The 18,739-nt window shown below is 62.8% G+C and carries 18 protein-coding genes; 9 read left to right on the top strand and 9 right to left on the bottom strand.

Annotated elements, in window-relative coordinates:
- Positions 1–24 precede the first annotated feature (24 nt).
- Positions 25–1,482, bottom strand: a complete 1,458-nt coding sequence (locus KIO74_RS08570) for a cation diffusion facilitator family transporter (protein WP_213331610.1) — start codon at positions 1,480–1,482, stop codon at positions 25–27.
- A 77-nt stretch (positions 1,483–1,559) separates the two neighbouring features.
- On the opposite strand from KIO74_RS08570, the gene KIO74_RS08565 reads away from it, so the two are divergent.
- The 7 genes from KIO74_RS08565 (at position 1,560) to KIO74_RS08535 (ending at position 7,201) form a co-directional block, all read left to right on the top strand.
- Positions 1,560–2,000, top strand: coding sequence for a VOC family protein (locus KIO74_RS08565; RefSeq protein WP_213331609.1), 441 nt, complete (start codon positions 1,560–1,562; stop codon positions 1,998–2,000).
- A gap of 193 nt (positions 2,001–2,193) precedes the next feature.
- The gene (locus tag KIO74_RS08560; protein ID WP_213331608.1) at positions 2,194–3,240 is read left to right on the top strand and encodes an aldose epimerase family protein; all 1,047 of its coding nucleotides are present in this window, start codon (positions 2,194–2,196) and stop codon (positions 3,238–3,240) included.
- A 29-nt stretch (positions 3,241–3,269) separates the two neighbouring features.
- On the top strand, positions 3,270–3,743 hold the full coding sequence (locus tag KIO74_RS08555; RefSeq protein ID WP_213331607.1) for a nucleoside deaminase: 474 nt from the start codon (positions 3,270–3,272) through the stop codon (positions 3,741–3,743).
- A gap of 54 nt (positions 3,744–3,797) precedes the next feature.
- Positions 3,798–4,739, top strand: a complete 942-nt coding sequence (locus KIO74_RS08550; RefSeq protein WP_213323952.1) for a sugar kinase — start codon at positions 3,798–3,800, stop codon at positions 4,737–4,739.
- Positions 4,740–4,895: 156 nt separating this feature from the next.
- Positions 4,896–6,404: a UbiA family prenyltransferase gene (locus KIO74_RS08545; RefSeq protein ID WP_213331606.1), complete on the top strand. Its 1,509-nt coding sequence runs from the start codon at positions 4,896–4,898 to the stop codon at positions 6,402–6,404.
- A 3-nt stretch (positions 6,405–6,407) separates the two neighbouring features.
- Positions 6,408–6,866: a GtrA family protein gene (locus KIO74_RS08540; RefSeq protein WP_249730909.1), complete on the top strand. Its 459-nt coding sequence runs from the start codon at positions 6,408–6,410 to the stop codon at positions 6,864–6,866.
- A gap of 50 nt (positions 6,867–6,916) precedes the next feature.
- The gene (locus KIO74_RS08535; RefSeq protein ID WP_249730908.1) at positions 6,917–7,201 is read left to right on the top strand and encodes a VOC family protein; all 285 of its coding nucleotides are present in this window, start codon (positions 6,917–6,919) and stop codon (positions 7,199–7,201) included.
- A 161-nt stretch (positions 7,202–7,362) separates the two neighbouring features.
- Here KIO74_RS08535 and KIO74_RS08530 read toward each other — a convergent pair whose 3' ends face one another.
- Entirely contained in the window at positions 7,363–8,610 is a 1,248-nt protein-coding gene (locus KIO74_RS08530; protein WP_213331605.1) for an ArnT family glycosyltransferase, read from the bottom strand.
- 212 nt (positions 8,611–8,822) lie between these two features.
- Here KIO74_RS08530 and KIO74_RS08525 point away from each other — a divergent pair, with 212 nt between their 5' ends.
- Positions 8,823–9,587 carry an SDR family NAD(P)-dependent oxidoreductase gene (locus KIO74_RS08525; RefSeq protein WP_213331604.1) on the top strand — a complete coding sequence of 255 codons (765 nt, stop codon included), beginning with the start codon at positions 8,823–8,825 and terminating at the stop codon, positions 9,585–9,587.
- A 108-nt stretch (positions 9,588–9,695) separates the two neighbouring features.
- Here the strand turns inward: KIO74_RS08525 and KIO74_RS08520 are convergent, their stop codons facing one another.
- The 7 genes from KIO74_RS08520 to urtA all read right to left on the bottom strand — a co-directional run bounded on the left by KIO74_RS08520 (position 9,696) and on the right by urtA (position 16,967).
- Complete coding sequence (locus tag KIO74_RS08520) at positions 9,696–10,400, bottom strand: urease accessory protein UreE (RefSeq protein WP_213331603.1); 705 nt, start codon at positions 10,398–10,400, stop codon at positions 9,696–9,698.
- Positions 10,401–10,443: 43 nt separating this feature from the next.
- The gene (locus tag KIO74_RS08515) at positions 10,444–10,803 is read right to left on the bottom strand and encodes a GFA family protein (protein ID WP_213331602.1); all 360 of its coding nucleotides are present in this window, start codon (positions 10,801–10,803) and stop codon (positions 10,444–10,446) included.
- Between the two features lie 61 nt (positions 10,804–10,864).
- On the bottom strand, positions 10,865–11,560 hold the full coding sequence (urtE, locus tag KIO74_RS08510; protein WP_213331601.1) for an urea ABC transporter ATP-binding subunit UrtE: 696 nt from the start codon (positions 11,558–11,560) through the stop codon (positions 10,865–10,867).
- A 74-nt stretch (positions 11,561–11,634) separates the two neighbouring features.
- On the bottom strand, positions 11,635–12,390 hold the full coding sequence (gene urtD / locus KIO74_RS08505) for an urea ABC transporter ATP-binding protein UrtD (RefSeq protein WP_213331600.1): 756 nt from the start codon (positions 12,388–12,390) through the stop codon (positions 11,635–11,637).
- Between the two features lie 5 nt (positions 12,391–12,395).
- Positions 12,396–13,538 carry an urea ABC transporter permease subunit UrtC gene (urtC, locus tag KIO74_RS08500; protein WP_213331599.1) on the bottom strand — a complete coding sequence of 381 codons (1,143 nt, stop codon included), beginning with the start codon at positions 13,536–13,538 and terminating at the stop codon, positions 12,396–12,398.
- Between the two features lie 265 nt (positions 13,539–13,803).
- Entirely contained in the window at positions 13,804–15,405 is a 1,602-nt protein-coding gene (gene urtB, locus KIO74_RS08495) for an urea ABC transporter permease subunit UrtB (protein WP_213331598.1), read from the bottom strand.
- 251 nt (positions 15,406–15,656) lie between these two features.
- Positions 15,657–16,967: an urea ABC transporter substrate-binding protein gene (urtA, locus tag KIO74_RS08490; protein WP_213331597.1), complete on the bottom strand. Its 1,311-nt coding sequence runs from the start codon at positions 16,965–16,967 to the stop codon at positions 15,657–15,659.
- Between the two features lie 697 nt (positions 16,968–17,664).
- Between urtA and KIO74_RS08485 the strand changes: the two genes are divergently transcribed.
- Positions 17,665–18,696: a Fe(3+) ABC transporter substrate-binding protein gene (locus tag KIO74_RS08485; RefSeq protein WP_502762107.1), complete on the top strand. Its 1,032-nt coding sequence runs from the start codon at positions 17,665–17,667 to the stop codon at positions 18,694–18,696.
- Positions 18,697–18,739: the final 43 nt, after the last annotated feature.

Raw genomic sequence — 18,739 nt, 5'->3', positions numbered from 1 at the left:
CGAGGCAGATGGGGAACTCTTGCCTTAGGTCGGGTGTCCAATCGTCAGGCGCAATGGTTCGCTTGCGAGCGGCTCGGCATGGCCCACCACGCGGCAGATCTCCGGATGGTCGGCACGCACAAGCCTTTCCAGCACATCCACCTGCTCATGGACCTCCGCGACATTGAGTTCACCGTTCGCGCGGCAATGATAGTTCACCACGAGGCCGGCTGGCGTTTCGCGCACCCGAACGCTGTGGACCTCGCGGATGGCATCCGTCGCCGTCGCCTGCTCAGCCAGTGCAAGTGCTACGCGTGCGACCGTTGCCGCATCCGCCTCGCGGCCATCGAGTTGTGGCACCAGGGGTTCGATATGGCTCTCCACTTCGACGTCGGGTCCCAGCTCTTCGCGGATTGCGATTTCGACGCGGCTCGCGATCTTGTGCGCCTCTCCCAGCGTCAAGCGCTGATCGACCTCGAGGTCGAAACTGACCGACAGGCGGCGTGCAAGGCTTTGCACAGTGACGTGATGCAGAGGGACCCGCAGACGCGCAGCGATCAGCATCACGCGCTCCATCACGGTTTCGTCATCGAGCTGCACCGGGTTGGTCGTCACGGTGAAGAGCGAACCAGGATGCTCCTTGTCCAGAGCGTCACGCACGCGATCCTTCAAGATCTGCACACCTTCCAGCGGCAGGGTGCGCGACACCCGAACCCCAACCTCGCCGATGACGTGGCCGCCCGCCGGGCGAACGCGGACGTGATCGACACCGACCACGCCGGGCAGGGCCTCCACCTCGGCCGCGATGCTGTCGCCGAGGCCTTTAGGTGCGGTGTCGAGCAGGGTGTTGATGGTGCGCCGCGCAAGCCGGAAGGCGGCGATCGCGATGAAGACCGAGACGCCGATCGCAATGACCGGATCTGCCTGGGAGAAACCGAGCTGGGCCGCGCCGATGGCGATCAGCACGAAGATCGAATTGATGAGGTCCGAGGAAAAGTGCAGGGCGTCCGCAGCCAGCGCCTCGCTGTTGGTCTCCGCCGCAATCTTTCTCAGGGTCCACCAGCGCCAGCCATCCACAATTATCGAGCCGACAAGCACGGCGATGGCGATCCATGAGAACAGGATCTCGGTTTGCCCGCTCATGAGCCGCCGAATTCCTTCATAGGCAACGGCGCCGGAAAGAAGGAACAGAAAGGCAGTTTCGATGAGCGCCGACAGGGATTCGAACTTGCCGTGGCCGTAATGATGCTCGTCGTCGGCCGGCTTGTGTGCGGCGCGGATGGCAAGCCATGTCATCGTCGTCGCGGCGATATCGAGGAGGCTGTTGGCTGCGTCCGAAATGAGCGCCAGTGATCCGGTGGTGAAGCCGGCAAAACCTTTGGCAATTGTGAGGAGCGCCGACACAAAGATCGAGACGAGGGCGACTCGTTCCTTGCGCCGCTCGGTGGCGCTGATTTGCGCCGCGCTCTCAGCCGAGATGGAAGTTCCAGTCGCCCTATTCATGGCACCTATACCGGAGAGGAGTTTGACAGAAGGCCATCGAGGCTGTCCTGTGTGCAGATTCTTTGGAGGGATGCCAGATGCGCTATGTGCACACAATGGTTCGCGTCGCGAACCTGGACGACGCGCTCGACTTCTATTGCAACAAGTTCGGCCTGGTTGAGACACGCCGGACGGAAAACGAGAAGGGGCGTTACACGCTGGTCTTCCTTGCGGCCCCGGGTGATAAGTCGGCTGTCGAGAAGAACCGCGCGCCGGAGCTGGAACTCACCTACAACTGGGACTCGGAAGTCTACACCGGCGGGCGCAATTTCGGTCATCTTGCCTACCGCGTCGATGATATCTACGCGTTCTGCGACCGGCTGATGAAGGCCGGCGTCACCATCAATCGCCCGCCGCGCGATGGCTATATGGCATTCGTTCGGTCGCCGGAAGGCATTTCGATCGAGATTCTGCAGGAAGGTGACGCCTTGCCTCCGCAAGAGCCATGGGCGTCGATGCCGAACACAGGCAAATGGTAGAAGGCCGCCGGGTTGGTGGGAGTGTCCGCCTGGGCTGACGGGCGCTCCTGTATTCCCCAACCGGACCTTGTTTTTAACTGCACCGAAGCGCCGCGAGATCGCGCATGCGGTGTAGCGGCGATGTGACCGGCAGGGGGATGTCGGGTTCGACGATTTGATTCCGGGGAGCCATTCATGAAAGGGGTGGGGGCGGATGTCCGTCAGGCAATTTGGTGAAATTGAGGGCGCGCCGGTTTGGGAGATCACGATTCGGTCTGCCGCCGGGGCGGAAGCGAAGATCCTCAGCTGGGGGGCTGTGGTTCGCGACATGACGGTGCCATTGCAGACCGGCGCCAGGCAACGCGTCGTTCTCGGTCTGAACACCATCGATGACTATCTCGCGCACTCGCCGCATATGGGCGCGATTGCCGGGCGTTGCGCCAACCGCATCAGCAATGGCCGCTTCAAGATCGGTGACACGACCTACGAGCTCGAGCGCAACTTCCGCGACAAGCATACGCTCCACAGCGGCAAGAGTTTTGGCAAATCGCTGTGGCAGCTCGCTCATCGCGATCGTTCCAGCGTGACCCTGACCCATGTTTCGCCGAACGGCGACAGCGGCTTTCCCGGCACGGTGACGACGACCTGTATCTATCGCCTCGTGGAGCCCGCCACGCTTAGGGTGGAGCTCACAGCGACTACCGACGCGCCAACCCCCGTCAATCTGGCCCATCATTCCTACTTCAACCTGGACGGGTCGCCGTCGATCCTCGATCACCGTCTTACGGTTTCCGCTGATTTCTACACACCGACCGATGCTGAGCTCATTCCAACCGGTGAAGTCCGGTCGGTCGGCGGCACGCCTTACGATTTCCGATCCAACCGCAGCGTGCGTTTTCCCGATGCGGAGACGGGCGCGCCCTATGCCTATGATGCGAATTTTGTGCTGAGACGCGATCGCATCGAGCCCGCCGGTTGGCTCGGTCTGTGGCTCTCCCACGCCGCCAAGTTCTCTTCGCCGATCACGAAGCTCGCGCTCGACGTGTGGACGACCGAACCGGGCGTGCAGGTCTATGACGGTCGCAAGCTTGACGTGCCGGTGCCCGGCCTTGATGGGGCCGTGTACAAGGCGAGTTCGGGCCTGTGCCTTGAGCCTCAGCATTTCCCCGACAGTCCCAACCGCCCGCATTTCCCCTCCATCATCTTGCAACCGGACGACGTCTATCGTCAGATCAGCGAGTATCGGTTCCAATCGGCCTGATCGGCGGGGGGCTGCGCGAGGGGATGTCCATGAGCGGCGATGAGCACTTTCTGCAATATGCGGCCGAGCTGTCTCGCCGGTCGCTGGGCGGAGCGGTTGGCGGGCCCTTTGGGGCCGTTGTAGTTCGCGATGGGCGCATCATCGGCGAGGGGGTCAATGCCGTCACGGCCATCAATGACCCCACCGCACATGCGGAGGTGGTCGCCATTCGCGCCGCCTGCACCGCCGAGCGCAACTTCTCCCTGGCTGGCGCGACGGTTTACACCAGCTGCGAACCGTGCCCGATGTGCCTTGCCGCCTGCTATTGGGCACGCGTGTCCCGTATCGTCTACGCGGCGACGCGGGCCGAGGCCGCCGCTGCCGGCTTCGATGACGCCTTCATCTATGATGAGATCCCGAAGGAGCCTGAAGCGCGCAGCATGGCAATGGAACATCGTCCAAATGCAACCGCGACGGATACCCTCGCGGCTTGGCTGGCGAAAGCGGATCGCATCGCTTATTAGAGGCGCGCGCCCTGACCGCGTGAATCGCAAAGGGGCAAGCGTGGGAGGATTGCGATGGCATCGTTGCAGCGCGAAGCATTGGATATTCTCGCTTTCGGCGAACCTCTGATGGAATTCGCCGAGACCGAGCGGCAGGGTGAGGCGCTTTACCTGCCGGGTTTTGGCGGCGACACCTCGAACGCGGCTATCGCGGCGGCGCGCATGGGTGCGCGCGCGGGCTATTTCACGGCTGTCGGGAGCGATGCCTTCGGCCAGAAATTCCTCGACCTTTGGGACCGGGAGAACGTTGACCGTTCCCGAGTTAAGGCGGTGCCGGGGACCCGGACGGGCGTCTATGTCATCAGCTACGGGCCCGACGGCCACCTGTTCAGCTACTATCGCGCGGGTTCGGCCGCGAGCCTCGTCACACCCGCTGATCTACCGCTCGATCTCATCGCATCCACGAAGATCCTCCATCTCTCCGGGATCAGCCAGGCCATCTCCACGACCGCGGCGGATGCGGGTTTTGCCGCGATCCGTCATGCGAAGGCGAACGGCACGACCGTGAGCTATGACACCAATCTCCGCTTGAGCCTGTGGCCGCTCGACCGCGCGCGCGCTGTGATCCACGCGGCGGTCGCGCTGTCAGACATTGCAAGGCCCGGCCTGGACGATGCACAGCAACTGACCGGCCTCGATCGCGCCGAGGACATCTGCGACTTCTATCTCAATCTGGGATGCCGGATCGTGGCGCTCACGCTCGGCAAGGAGGGGGCCATGGTCGCGATCCCCGGTGAGCGCCAGGTCATCGCGTCGAAGACGGTCGACGCGGTCGACGCGAGTGGCGCAGGCGATGCTTTCGGAGGAGCCTTTCTCGCGGAGTGGCTGCGCTGCGGCAATCCTTTCGCCGCCGCTGAGTTCGCCAATGCCGCCGCTGCCCTGTCGACGCTCGGCAAGGGCGCGGTCGCGCCGCTGCCCTATCGCCGTGACGTCGAAGCATTCTTGAAAGGAAAATAGGCTTCCCTAGAGGGGCATTCCAACGCGTCGCCGACGGAATGTCCCCATGCCGGGTGGCTAGCAAGGGTTGTACGGCACCAAGTTTGCACAGCGTATCTCTGACACGATCATTTGTCCCGATCTGGAACGGTTTGCCGGCGGGAAAAAGGAGATGCCATGTCGGTCTCGTTGCAGCTTCTGAATCGGAGCCCGGATCACGCCGACGAAGCCGTTCCGGCGTCAGCGGGGACAGCCGCCGACCGTACACCGCTGGTGCTTGATCTCGACGGCACGCTGTTGCGCACTGATCTGCTGTACGAGTCCCTCGTCGCCTATCTCAGACACAATCCGTTCGGCTTCTGGCGGGTCTTTGGCTGGGTTGCGAAAGGCAAGGCCAACCTGAAGCGCGAGCTGGCGAAGGCCGCTCCGCTCGATCTCGAGAGCCTGCCGGTGAATGAAGAGGTCGCGGCTTATGCGGCCGAGGCCCGCGAGGCCGGCCGTCCTGTCTATCTCGCGACGGCGGCCGACGGAGACCTTGCCCATCGGATCGCTGCCCGGTTTCCCTTCCTGACCGGTATCATCGCCAGCGATGGGATGACGAATCTCAAAGGCCCGCATAAGGCTGAGGCGCTCGCGGTGCAGTTCCCGGATGGTTTCTCTTATGCCGGAGATTGCCGGGCCGATCTTGCGGTTTGGCGCAAGAGCAGTGAAATCCTGCTGGTTGGCGTGTCGCCCGGTGTGGAGAAAGCGGCGCGCGCGATCGGCGAACCCGTGGCCGTCTTTCCGCCATCCGCGACGGGTTTCCGGCTCTATGCGAAGGCACTACGTCTTCATCAGTGGGCGAAGAACCTTCTCATTTTCGTGCCGCTTATCCTCGGCGGCAAAACATTCGATATGGGCGCATGGACCACGACCGGAGCCGGGTTCCTTGCGCTCGGGCTCCTGGCTTCTGCCACTTATCTCCTGAACGACTTGACCGATCTACCCGATGACCGGCGGCACTGGTCGAAGCGTGAGCGGCCCCTGGCCAAGGGCAGCTTGCCGATCCGCACGGCTTTGATCCTCGCGCCACTCGGGCTCGCCGCGAGCTTCAGTATCGGCGCCGCCCTCGGACCTGCGGCGGTTGTTATGCTGGGCGTCTACCTCGCTCTGACTTTGGCCTACTCGCTACGCTTGAAGCGTGAGCCGATCGTCGATGGCTTCGTGCTGGCCTGCCTGTTCACCTTGCGGCTCGGCTTCGGCATCGTGCTCGCGCAGGTGGTGACATCGCCCTGGCTGCTGACCTTCTCGATGTTCCTCTTCTTGTCCCTCTCTTTCGCCAAGAGACATACGGAAGTGGAGCGGATGGTCCAGCATGGCCTCAAGAAGACGGCCGGCCGTGGCTACCGCGCTGGCGATGGACCGCTTCTCCTGGCAGTCGGGGCATCGGCGGGTGTCGGCTCCGTGCTCGTCATGGTGCTTTATCTGATCCAGGAGGCCTTCCCTGCGGGATACTACACCAAGCCTGCCTTCCTGTGGGCCTTCCCGGCCGTCCTCTTCCTCTGGGTCGGACGCGTCTGGCTACTGTGCCAACGTGGTGAACTCAAGGATGATCCCGTGGCGTTCGCCCTGAAGGATCGCACCAGTATCGCGCTTGGCGGTGTCATGGTCCTGGCGTTTCTCGCCGCGCATCTCGGGATGGTCTGAGCGATGCCGGGTGTTGACGCAGCGCCCGCGATCGCGTCGGATCCAGCACGCGGCGAGGAAGGGCGCCAGGAAGAGCTGCGGCGTCTTGTGCGTTTCCTCGTGCTTGGCCTCGCAGCCGCCGCCGTCAACTGGCTCGTGCGCTTCCCCCTCTCGTGGTTCATGCCCTTCGGCGCCGCCGTTGCCCTCGCGCAAATCATCGGCATGACGGCCGGCTTCACGCTGTACCGCGCCTATGTTTTCCCGGCGTCGGATCTGCCGCTCAGCCGCCAGATCATGCGCTTCGTCGGTGTCAATTGCGTCAGCGGGGTGCAGGTCTGGCTGATGACCATGGGCCTCGCCGCCTTGCTGCCCTGGCTTGGCCTTGGCTGGCAGCATGAGGCTATCGCGCATGGTGTATCGATCGGTGTGGGCGCCGCGACGAGCTATGTGGGACACAAGTTCCTGACATTCAGGCAGGGGTGATAGCGACGCTGGTATCGTGCACATGCAGCACGTTTTGCAGAGCGTGAAACATGAATATCGTGCGGCTCGACCATATTGTCCTGATGGTCGACTCCATCGACACCAGCATCGCTTTCTATGTTGACGTCCCTGGTATGCGGGCGGTGACCTTCGGCGATGATCGCAAAGCGCTCGCGTTTGGTGATCGGAAATCAACCTGCACGAACATGGTTGAGAGTTTGAGGCGAAAGCGAAGCGTCCCACGCCGGGATCCGCAGATTTATCGTTTCTGTCGCACCTGCGGCTTGACGACATCTGACCGTGTGCGTGGTCACGATCGTCGATGGGTCAGTTGAGCGCAGTGACGCAACGGGGCCGATCCGGTCGGTCTTTATCCATGATCGGGATCTCACCCTCATTGAGATCGCGGAGCCCGTCAGCCGAGACCGATAGCGGTTCCCGCGAACAAAGCGCGCTTGTTCGCGACCGTCCCGGGTCGCCCTGAAGTCGCTTCGGGTCACGCGCCGCCGCTTGTAACGGCGAGCACGCCCATCGTCGCCACATTGAGCAGAAGCGCATAGGTCACCAGCAGACGGAAGACCGGTAGGCGCTCGCTCGTCAATGTGAGCGGCAGGAAGAGAAACAGGAGAGGCAGCCAGTCCAGCGTGTAGCGCTGGACATTGTACTGGGAATAGCCGTTGGAGTGGTAGAACAGCGTCGCCCCGCCGATGACCAGCGCCGTCAGTCCGGCGATGACCACGTCCCGCCGCCATGGCAGGAAGAAGGCGAAGAGCACGAAAGGGCTCGCTGCCAACAAGGACGTGCCGTTGGAATCGAGGCCCGCGAGCCGCGTCATCAGCGGGCCGGTGAACTCCGCGTGGAACCCCTGGACGAAGAGATAGAACAGGTTGAACAGCACATAACGCGGGGAGAAAAGGGCTTCCGCGATGCGTTGGCCGAGATAGCTATGTCCGTCCGGGACGATATAGCTGTAGCCGGTTTCGAGCGGATTGCCGAAGCGCACGCCGTTGTAGACGAAATAGGCGATCAGCGCGATGGCGACAGGCATGGCGAACGCGATGAACTTCCGCCACCAGCTCGCACGATTGAGACTGAACAGGCCCTCGTCCTTGTCGAGGGCCAGCACGAACAGGAAGGGTACGACGAGTATGGCCATCTGCCGGCAAAGAAAGGCGAGGCCGATGGCGATGCCCGCCGCGACGAGTCGCTTGTTCAGTGTTTCGTGGAGGGCGAGCGTCAAGAGGAAAAGCCCGACGACCTGGGCGAAGAACCAGATGCCGTCTGCCCGCAGCGTGATGAAATAGACCGGCGAGCCGAAGGCGAGCGCCAGCATCAACCACAGACGGGTGTCGCCGCGGGCGCCCATGGCAGAGAAAAGACGCCACCACAAGGCCAGCGTCGCGGCGAAGAACAGGAGGCCAATGATCATGAAGCCGGCGAAATGCGGGCCGAACAGGGCCACGAAGGGCATGGCGACAAGGGCCGGCACGGGCGGAAAGATCACATAGCCTCGCCCGGCCACCATGGCGCAGTCGCCATCGAAGCAGCGATCGACGTCAAAGCGGCCATGGAGAAAGGCTTCGGCAAGAAGTGCGTAGCTGTTGGTGCCACCGCTCTCCTGCAGGACACGCATCAGTATGCCCGTAACGAACAACGCCGCCATGGCGAGCGCCGCCAGGGTCAGGAGCGTCCATCGGTCGAGCGTGAAGCCACGCTTGGCGGGCTGATCAACGGCGGCTGTCATCGCGCGATCCTGTCTGGGTCATTAGCGTGGCGTTGGGCAAGCGCGCACATCCTGTATCGAAATGGCACGGCGTCATGGTCCTGTACAGCCTATCAGCAGAAGCCATGCCATTGCCCCTGGCTTCCCGCAGGCGATCACCCGCAATAGACTGGCGGACAGTGTTTTTCTCACTGACTGAACGAAAGTAATCTACTAGCGCTGATGGAGGCGACATGTTCAAGGATCTGGCCGGCAAGCGGGTACTGATAACTGGCTCGAGCACCGGCATCGGTGCGGCCGTCGCCCGTGGCTTTGCCGAGGCCGGTGCGCGCGTCGTGGTGCATGGCCATGCGAGCAAGGCAGAGGCGAATGCAGTCGTCGAGGCGATTCGTGGTCAGGGCGGAGATGCTCAACTCGTGCTGGGTGATGTCGCTAAGAGCGCGAGTGCGAGACAAGTCGTCGATGGGGCGGTCGCCGCGCTCGGCGGGCTCGATGTGCTCATCAACAACGCTGGCGCTTTGGTCAAGCGCGTGCCTCTTCTTGAGATCGACGATGCTCTTTATGATACGGTGCTGGATCTGAATGTCCGGTCCGTGATCGCGGCGACCCAGGCCGCCATTCCACACCTCAAGGCGGCAGGAGGTGGCGCAATCATCAACACCGCGTCGATCGCGGGGCGGAACGGAGGCGGGCCGGGTGCTGCCCTCTATGCAAGCGCGAAAGCCTTCGTCGCCAATATCACGCGCAACATGGCCAAGGAATTCGCGCCTCATAACATCCGCGCGAATGCTGTGGCTCCGGGTGTCATCCTGACGCCGTTCCACGAACGTTTCTCAACAGCGGAGCAGTTGGAAACCATGCGGCTCACCATTCCCATGGGCAGGCTCGGCAAGCCTGAGGAATGTGTGGGTTCCTATCTCTTCCTCGCGTCCGCGTCCGCGAGCGGCTACATCACCGGCCAGGTCATCGAGGTCAACGGCGGACAGCTGATGCCCTGATCCGCCGGCTCGCAACGTCCGGGATCGACTATCGGTCCCGGAAATGCGTTGTGCCCGTTCGTCCGCAGCTGATTTGCATAGACGAGGCGATCCGGTCACGGCCTACGGTCAGTCCTTGCCGTGGTCATGTCCGTGATGGGCGTGGCTGTGGTGCCGGTGGCCGTGCTCTTCGCCGTGATGATCCTTGTGGTGATCATGGTCATCGTGATGGTGATGGCCATGGTCATGGCCGCAGCCGCAGGCCCCGTGATCGTGATGCGCGTGAGCATCTTTGTGTTCATGCGCGTGATGGTCATGATGCTTATGACCATGGTCATGATGATCATCATCGTGGTGGTGATGACCATGATGATGATGTCCGTGATGATCATGTCCACAGTCGTGGCCGGCGATCGCGCGCTCCGGCCGGAAGGGACGCTCGACGGAGGCAAGGCTGCATCCCTGACCGCGGATCAGTTCCGCAACGGCATTGTCCTCCGCCACATAGATCGCGTCGTTCGTCACTTCCACGGCGGTGTGGTTCTGACCGAGATGCCAGAGCACGCGCATCAGCCGGAGAGGATTTTCCGCTTTCGCCTCGATCAGCTTTTCGTCCGCGGCCTTCACCGTGACCAGGCCACCGTCCTCGAGCTTCAGCGCATCGCCGTCATTGAGCTGCGAGCCGTCGGGAAGGTGGAGATGGACATGCAGGCCGGCCGCTGCTGTGAAATGCGCGGGAGGGTTGTCGCGCGCGACATGGTCGAGCGTGACCGTATCGACGACGCGCTCAGCCTTCACGGCTGCCTTGCGAACGATGGCCGTAGCCTTGGTCATTGCCTATACCTCTTTGGACCCTGTGTCTCTTGGACCTGATGTATCAGCGGCTGCGGCCGTCGAAGGGCGCGGGGCTCAAGGCCGCGACATCGACACCGTCGAGGCAGCGCACGTTGATGGCGCGCATCGGCGTCCCATCCGGCATTGCGCCTTCCGCGAAGGGCTCAACACCGCAGTTGCCGCAGAACCGATGGCGGATGCGCATGGTATTGAACTGATAGTCCTTCAGCGTGTCCTCGCCCGCCGCGAGCGCGAACTGATCCGCGGGCACGAAGGTCAGGATGAGCCCATGCTTCGAGCAGATCGAGCAATTGCAGCTGATGACGTTGGACAGGTCGGCTTCTGTCGAGAATTGCACGGCACCGCAATGACAGCGCCCCTCGAAATGCTGCGTTTCGCTCATCGGTCACCCGCTCGCTGGGCCGCATCGACATGCGGCAGCGGCATGACTAGCACGAAGTGGCCTAGACGGACAGCTTCTGGCGCACCTCGGTGTCGACCATCTCGGGGCGCGTGCCCGCCAATACCACCTGTCCGCGCTCCATCACCGCGAAGCTGTCGCAGAGATCGCGTGCGAACTCGAAATACTGTTCGACGAGCAGGATCGCCATGTCTCCCTTGTTCCTGAGATAGTCGATCGCGCGGCCGATGTCCTTGATGACAGATGGCTGGATACCTTCGGTCGGTTCGTCGAGCACGAGCAACCGTGGACGGGTCACGAGGGCGCGGCCGATAGCGAGCTGCTGCTGCTGCCCTCCCGACAGGTCGCCGCCGCGCCGGTGCAGCATGTCTTTCAGCACAGGAAACAGGTTGAAGATGTCCTCGGGGATCGTCTGGTCGCGCCGCTTGAGAGGCGCGAAGCCCGTCTCCAGGTTTTCCTTGACGCTGAGAAGCGGAAAGATTTCGCGCCCCTGCGGCACGAAGGCAATGCCGTGGCGCGCCCGCTCATAGGGCGGCAGACGTTTCAGATCCTGCCCGTCGAGGCTGATGCTCCCGCGCGAAATCGGCTGCTGCCCGACGATGGCGCGCAGCAACGAGGTCTTGCCGACCCCGTTGCGGCCAAGCACGCAGGTAACCTTGCCGACGGCCGCGCTGAGCGAGACGCCTCGCAGAGCCTGGGCGGCGCCATAGTGGAGGTCGATGGCGTTAACGGTGAGCATGGCCGGCGCTTTCGCTCCTCCGCCTTGCGGGGAGGTGTGGGAGGTGGAAGAGGCGGTCTGCGGTCAATGCCATCTCACCGTCCCAGATAGACTTCGATGACACGATCATTCGCGGAGACCGCATCGATGGAGCCTTCGGCCAGCACCGACCCCTCGTGCAGCACGGTCACCTTGCAGTCGAGATCGCGCACGAAGGCCATGTCGTGTTCGACGACCACGACCGTATGATCACGCGCGATCTCGCGCAGCAGGCGCGCGGTTTCCTCGGTTTCTGCATCCGTCATGCCGGCCACCGGTTCGTCGACGAGGAGGAGCTTGGGATCCTGGGCGAGCAGCATCGCGATCTCGAGCCATTGCTTCTGGCCGTGGCTGAGGTCGGCGGCCGGCCGTTCGCGATGGTCGATCAGCCGGACCTTTGTCAAAACCTGGTCGATTTTGTCCTCGGCGATATGGTTTCGCGCGCCGAACAAGGCTGACCAGGGCCCCCGCTCACCCTTCAGGGCGAGCCGGATGTTATCCGCGACGGTGTGGCTCTCGAAGACCGTCGGCTTCTGGAATTTCCGGCCGATACCGAGCTCGGCGATGGCCGCCTCGTCGAGCTTGGTGAGATCGACCGTGCCGCCGAACATGACATCGCCCTCGTCAGGCCGTGTCTTGCCGGTGATCACGTCCATCATCGTGGTCTTGCCCGCGCCGTTCGGTCCGATGATGGCGCGCATTTCATTGGGCGCCATCGCGAGCGACAGGTTGTTCAGGGCGCGGAACCCGTCGAAGGTGACATTGACACCGTCGAGGTAGAGAAGCGCGCTGGTCAGCGTGGTATTGAGCATCACCTCTACTCCGCGGCCGGTTGCGGCACGGGCGTGCCGGCCACGCCATCATCGGCACGGCGACGGCTGAATTTCTGGAAGAGGCCCAGGATGCCCTTGGGCATATAGAGCGTGACAACGACGAAGAGCGCCCCAAGGGCAAAGAGCCAGATTTCCGGCAGGGCGCCCGTGAGCCAGGTCTTGGCGAAATTCACGACGACCGCGCCAAGGGCCGCGCCGACGAGCGTGCCACGCCCCCCGACGGCGACCCAGATCACGGCTTCGATGGAATTGGCGGGCGCGAACTCCTGCGGGTTGATGATGCCGACCTGCGGCACGTAGAGCGCGCCGGCGATACCCGCCATCATCGCCGAAACGGTGAAGGCGAGGAGCTTGTAGTGCTCAACGCGATAGCCGAGGAAGCGCGCCCGCGATTCCGCGTCGCGGATCGCCACCAGCACCTTTCCGTAGGTGGAGGTCACCATCACCCGCGCGATGAGATAGCCGAGCGCCAGCGCCAGCGCGCTGACGGCGAAGAGCGTGACGCGCATGCCCTGCGCCTGAATGTTGAAGCCGAGCAGGTCCTTGAAATCGGTCAGGCCGTTATTGCCGCCGAAACCCATGTCGTTGCGGAAGAAGGCGAGCAGCAGCGCGAAGGTCATCGCCTGGGTGATGATGGAGAGATAGACGCCCGTGACCCGCGAGCGGAAAGCGAGCCAGCCGAAGACGAAGGCGAGCAGCCCCGGGACGAGCACCACCATCACCATCGCGAAGGGGAAGGTCGAGAAGCCGTACCAGTACCAGGGCAGCTCCTGCCAGTTCAGGAACACCATGAAATCCGGCAGCACCGGATTGCCATAGACGCCGCGCGTGCCGATCTGGCGCATGAGATACATGCCCATGGCATAACCGCCGAGCGCGAAGAACGCGCCATGTCCCAGCGAAAGGATGCCGCAGTAGCCCCATACGAGATCGAGGGCGACGGCAAGCAGGGCATAGCAGAGATACTTGCCCATCAGCGAGACGGCGTAGGTCGGCACATGCAGCGGCGAGGTCGGCGGCAGCATGAGATTGGAGGCGGCGACAAGCACGGTCACGGCCGCGAGAATGGCGAGAAAGATCCGCCCCTTGCCGTCGATCAGCGTGAGGATGAAGGGCTGGCGGATCATGAAGCCGCTCCCGTATGGCCGAGCGCGGCCATGATCCTCCCCCTCCGGGGGGAGGTGGCGCCGTGAAACGGCGACGGAGGGGGGCTGACAGGCAGGGCGATATCGGCCCCACCCGGCTCCGAGCTTTGCTCGGAGCCACCCTCCCCTGGAGGGGAGGGATCTCGGCGCAGCACTTCCAAGTGCAATTCACGCAAGCCAAATCCACCGGTCTCGATTGGATAGGGGGTGCTCATGGAACGGTGCATGCCATAGGAGGTATCGATCATCATGCTTCCACCGAGCGGCCCTTGAGGGCGAAGAGCCCGCGGGGCCTTTTCTGGATGAACAGGATCAGAAAGACGAGGAGCAGGATCTTGCCGAGCACGGCGCCCGCGTAGGGTTCGAGGAACTTGTTGGCGACCCCGAGCGTGAGCGCCGAGACGAAGGTCCCCCAGAGATTGCCGACGCCGCCGAACACCACCACCATGAAGGAATCGATGATGTAGCTCTGACCGAGGTTCGGCGAGACGTTGTCGATCTGCGACAGCGCCACGCCCGCGACGCCGGCGATCCCCGAACCCAGCGCGAAGGCGAGCATGTCGACGCGTGGCGTGCGGATGCCCATCGCGGACGCCATGCGGCGGTTCTGGGTCACCGCGCGCATCCGGAGGCCGAACGGCGTCAGCTTGAGCACGGCGATCAGGCCGAGGAAGACGCAGAGGCTGAAGATGACGATCCACAGCCGGCCGTAGGTGATCGTGACGCCAAGGACGTCGAAGGCGCCTGCCATGTAGGAGGGCGCGCCGACCTCCCGGTTCGTCGGCCCGAAGATCGAGCGCACGGCCTGCTGGAGAATGAGGCTGATGCCCCAGGTCGCGAGCAGTGTTTCCAGCGGCCGGCCGTAGAGATGGCGGATGACCAGACGCTCGATGAGCGCCCCCACGCCGCCGGCGACCAGGAAAGCGAGCGGCAGGGCAACGGGCAACGACCAGTCGAACAGCCCCGGGAAACGGGTGCGGCAGATTTCCTGCACCACGAAGGTGGTGTAGGCGCCGATCATCACCATCTCGCCGTGCGCCATGTTGATGATGCCCATGACACCGAAGGTGATGGCGAGGCCGATGGCGGCGAGCAGCAGGACGGAGCCGAGTGACAGCCCGTACCAGATGTTCTGGACGGTGGCGGCGATGGCGAGCCGGCGGTCGATGGCGGCGATGGCGGTATCGGCGGCGAGCTTGAGCACCGGCGACCCGCGGCCCGCCACCTGGGTAAGCATGGAGCGCGCGTCCTGGTCGCCCCGCGCAGCGACGATATCGACGGCCGCGATGCGATCGGCATCCGCGATGCCGTCGGCGGTCAGGAAAATGGCGGCCTGGGCCTGAAGCAGCGCCTGTTTCACGCTGCTGTCACGTTCGGTCGCGATGGCCTTGGCGAGAGCGGGCAATGTCGCCGCGTCGCGGGAGCGGAAGACGGCTTCGGCCGCCTGGCGCCGTTTGGACGCTTCCGGCGACATCAGCGTCAGCGTGCCGACCGCCGCCTCCACCGCGCGCCGCACGCGGTTGTTGAGACGCACAGGCCTGAGACCGGTCGGAGCCGGTGTCACGGCGTCGCCGGTGGCCGCGTCGCGGAAGGTTCCGCTCGCATCCCTGTAGAAGACGGCCTTGTCCGATGGACGGTAGAGCAGGCGGTTGTCGCCGAGCGCGTTTAGCACGGCTTCCGCGGTTGGTGCGCCGCTCTCGGCGACGGCCGCGACGCCTTTCTCAATATCCCCGTAGTTGTCTGTGGCGAGAGTGGCGAAGGCCGCGCGCGTTTCCTGCGCCAAGGCCGGCTGCACGATGGCGGCCACGAGGATGCCAAGAAGCGATAAAAGCCTGATCAGTGACGACATGGGATCGAGCCCGCCCAGCCTTTCGTGGATAGCAGCGTCATCGCATGGAGAGTTTGGGTTCCCTCTCCCCGGCGGGGAGAGGGGACAGGGTGAGGGGGAACATGCCCTTCCGCGAAGGGGAACAAGTCTCTCTGCGGAGGGAATTTCCCCTCACCCGGCCGCTTTTTGGCCGACCCTCTCCCCGCCGGGGAGAGGTGAAGAGCCGCTCCGGCCTATGCGCTCCCCTGCACGATTGGGAGAGCGCGTTCCGGTCACTTCGCCGCGGCCTGGGCGCCCTGGCCGCCGCACTTGCCTGTCTTCACGTTGAAATTGCCGCAAGACATGGGCGCTCTCCAGTCGGAGATCAGGTCCTTGGACCCTTCGAGGTAGTCGGACCATTCGTCGCCGACGACGAGGCCGGGCGTCTGCGACACGATGTTGAACTGGCCGTTGTCCTGGATCTCGCCGATCAGTACGGGCTTCGTGATGTGGTGGTTCGGCATCATCGCCGAGAAACCGCCGGAGAGATTGGGCACGGACACACCGATGAGCGCATCGATGACCTTGTCCGGATCCGTGGAACCCGCCTTCTCGACGGCCTTCACCCACATGTTGAAGCCGATGTAGTGCGCTTCCATCGGATCGTTGGTCACGCGCTTGTCGTTCTTGGTGAAGGCCTTCCACGCCTTGATGAACGCGGCGTTCTCCGGCACGTCGACGGACTGGAAATAGTTCCAGGCGGCGAGATGGCCGACGAGCGGCTTGGTGTCGATGCCGGCCAGTTCTTCCTCGCCGACCGAGAACGCGACGACCGGAATGTCCGTCGCCTTGATGCCCTGGTTGGCGAGTTCCTTGTAGAACGGCACGTTGGCATCGCCATTGATCGTCGAGACAACGGCGGTCTTCTTGCCGGACGAGCCGAATTTCTTGATGTCGGCCACGATCGTCTGCCAGTCGGAATGTCCGAAAGGCGTGTAGTTGATCATGATGTCTTCGGCCTTGACGCCTTTCTGCTGGAGATAGGCCTCCAGGATCTTGTTGGTCGTGCGCGGATAGACATAGTCCGTGCCCGCCAGGACCCAGCGCTGTACGCCTTCGTTCTCCATCAGGTAGTCGACAGCCGGAATGGCCTGCTGGTTCGGGGCCGCGCCGGTGTAGAAGATGTTGCGCGAGGATTCCTCGCCTTCATACTGCACCGGATAGAACATGATGCCGTTCAGTTCCTCGAAGACTGGAAGAACTGATTTACGGGATACCGAGGTCCAGGCACCGAAGACTGCGGCGACCTTGTCCTTCGTCAGAAGTTCGCGGGCCTTTTCGGCAAAGAGCGGCCAGTTCGACGCGGGATCGACGACCACCGCCTCCAGCTTCTTGCCGAGGACCCCGCCTTTCTTGTTCTGCTCTTCGATGAGCATCAGCATCACGTCTTTCAGCGTCGTTTCGCTGATCGCCATCGTGCCGGACAAGGAATGAAGGACACCGACCTTGATGGTGTCGTCTGCGGCGTGAGGGGCTCCCCCTGAAATCGCCAGGCCTGCTGCAAGAGCAAGGGCGGCGCATGCACGTCTCAAGCCATTCTTCATGTTTGACGTCTCCCACCTCGGGATTGTTTGGCGGGGGAAATCTCGCAAGGCTTGTGCCAGCGGATGGGAAATAGGTGTGGAGCCTCTTCTTCTATAGGAAATGCTGTCCACGGCCGGCTCGCGCGGCAAACCCTGAAACGACCTGTAAATTGGCTTGGCTGAATTTTAGGCAGCATCGATCTGAGGCACAAAAAACGACTATAAATTATGCATTCTGGATGATGCTTGGGCGTAAGCTCAACGATAGACCTGCAGTTTTGGGCAATTACAGCGACCCGGTAGAGGTACGTACACGAATTTGTGATCGCGAGGTTGGGGGCGGCCTGCTCATGAGGTCTCGTGTAGCCGAACGGGAGTATCTTTGTCTTGAACGTATTATAAAGTATTTATATCGGTGTTGTCCGAGATATTTTGTTTATTACATCGGTGAATAATTATTTTGCATGCGCGGAGTAAATTTAGAATTTATCTAAACTGGGGTATAGTTTTTTTTATTGCGATGGGCGCGTTGCTTTCTCGTTTGAAATATGACCATTTCCGATTTGCGCGCGATGACGTTGCGGGTGCGGGGCCGGGATTCGGTGCCGTATTCCCAACCGGCGTCAGTGTGAAGTGAGAAGAGGCTGTCGTCGCGCAATTGGCGGCGGCAGTCATGGATCAACGGCGGAATGGAAAGAGTCAGGAGGAGTTCATGTCCATCAATCGGATCGCCAGGATTGCTTGCCTCGCCGGCATTGCAGGTCTTTCCGCAGGCTTCTCCACGGCGGCTTCGGCTGCGGAAGAAGTAACGCTCTACACGACCCGTGAGCCCGGCCTGATCAAGCCGCTGCTCGACGCCTTCACTGAGAAGAGCGGGATCCAGGTCAAGACGCTGTTCGTCAAGGACGGCCTTGCTGAGCGCGTGGCGACTGAAGGCGCGAACTCACCGGCCGACGTCCTGATGACGGTCGATTTCGGCAATCTCATCGATCTCGTCGACAAGGGCGTCGTGCAGCCCGTGAAGTCTGACGCGCTGAATGCGGCGATCCCCGCCAATCTGCGTGACGCGGATGGCCGCTGGTTCGCGCTGTCGACGCGCGCGCGCGTGCTTTATGCCTCCAAGGATCGCACGGATCTCAAGTCGTTCACCTATGAGGACCTGGCCGATCCCAAGTGGAAGGGCAAGGTTTGCATCCGCGCCGGTCAGCATCCCTATAACACGGCTCTCATCGCCAACATGATCGCCAAGGACGGCGCGGCGAAGACTGAGGAATGGTTGAAAGGTGTGAAGGCCAATCTCGCGCGCAAGGCCGGCGGCGGCGATCGTGATGTCGCACGCGATATTCTCGGCGGCATCTGTGATGTGGGCCTCGCCAATTCTTATTATGTCGGCCTGATGCGCTCGGGCGCCGGCGGGCCGGACCAGGTCAAGTGGGGCGAAGCCATCAACGTCATCCTGCCGACCTTCGAGAAGGGCGGCACGCATGTGAACGTGTCCGGCGCGGCTGTCGCCAAGAACGCCCCGCATGCGGCCAACGCCGTGAAGCTCATCGAATTCCTGGCGTCGGATGACGCGCAGGAGCTCTATGCCAAGGCGAACTTCGAGTACCCGGTCAAGGCCGGTGTGAAGGCGGATCCGATCATCGCCAGTTTCGGCGAGCTCAAGATCGATCCGGCCGAGCTCACCGCCATCGGCAAGAACCGCAAGGCCGCCAGCGAACTCGCCGACAAGGTCGGCTTCGATAACTGATCGTGACGCGCCCCTCCCTGTTGCGGGGAGGGAGCCGCGCCAT

The sequence above is a fragment of the Chelatococcus sp. HY11 genome, from assembly GCF_018398335.1.
In the GTDB taxonomy this organism is placed as follows: domain Bacteria; phylum Pseudomonadota; class Alphaproteobacteria; order Rhizobiales; family Beijerinckiaceae; genus Chelatococcus.
This window is presented reverse-complemented; position numbering and strand designations above follow the sequence as displayed.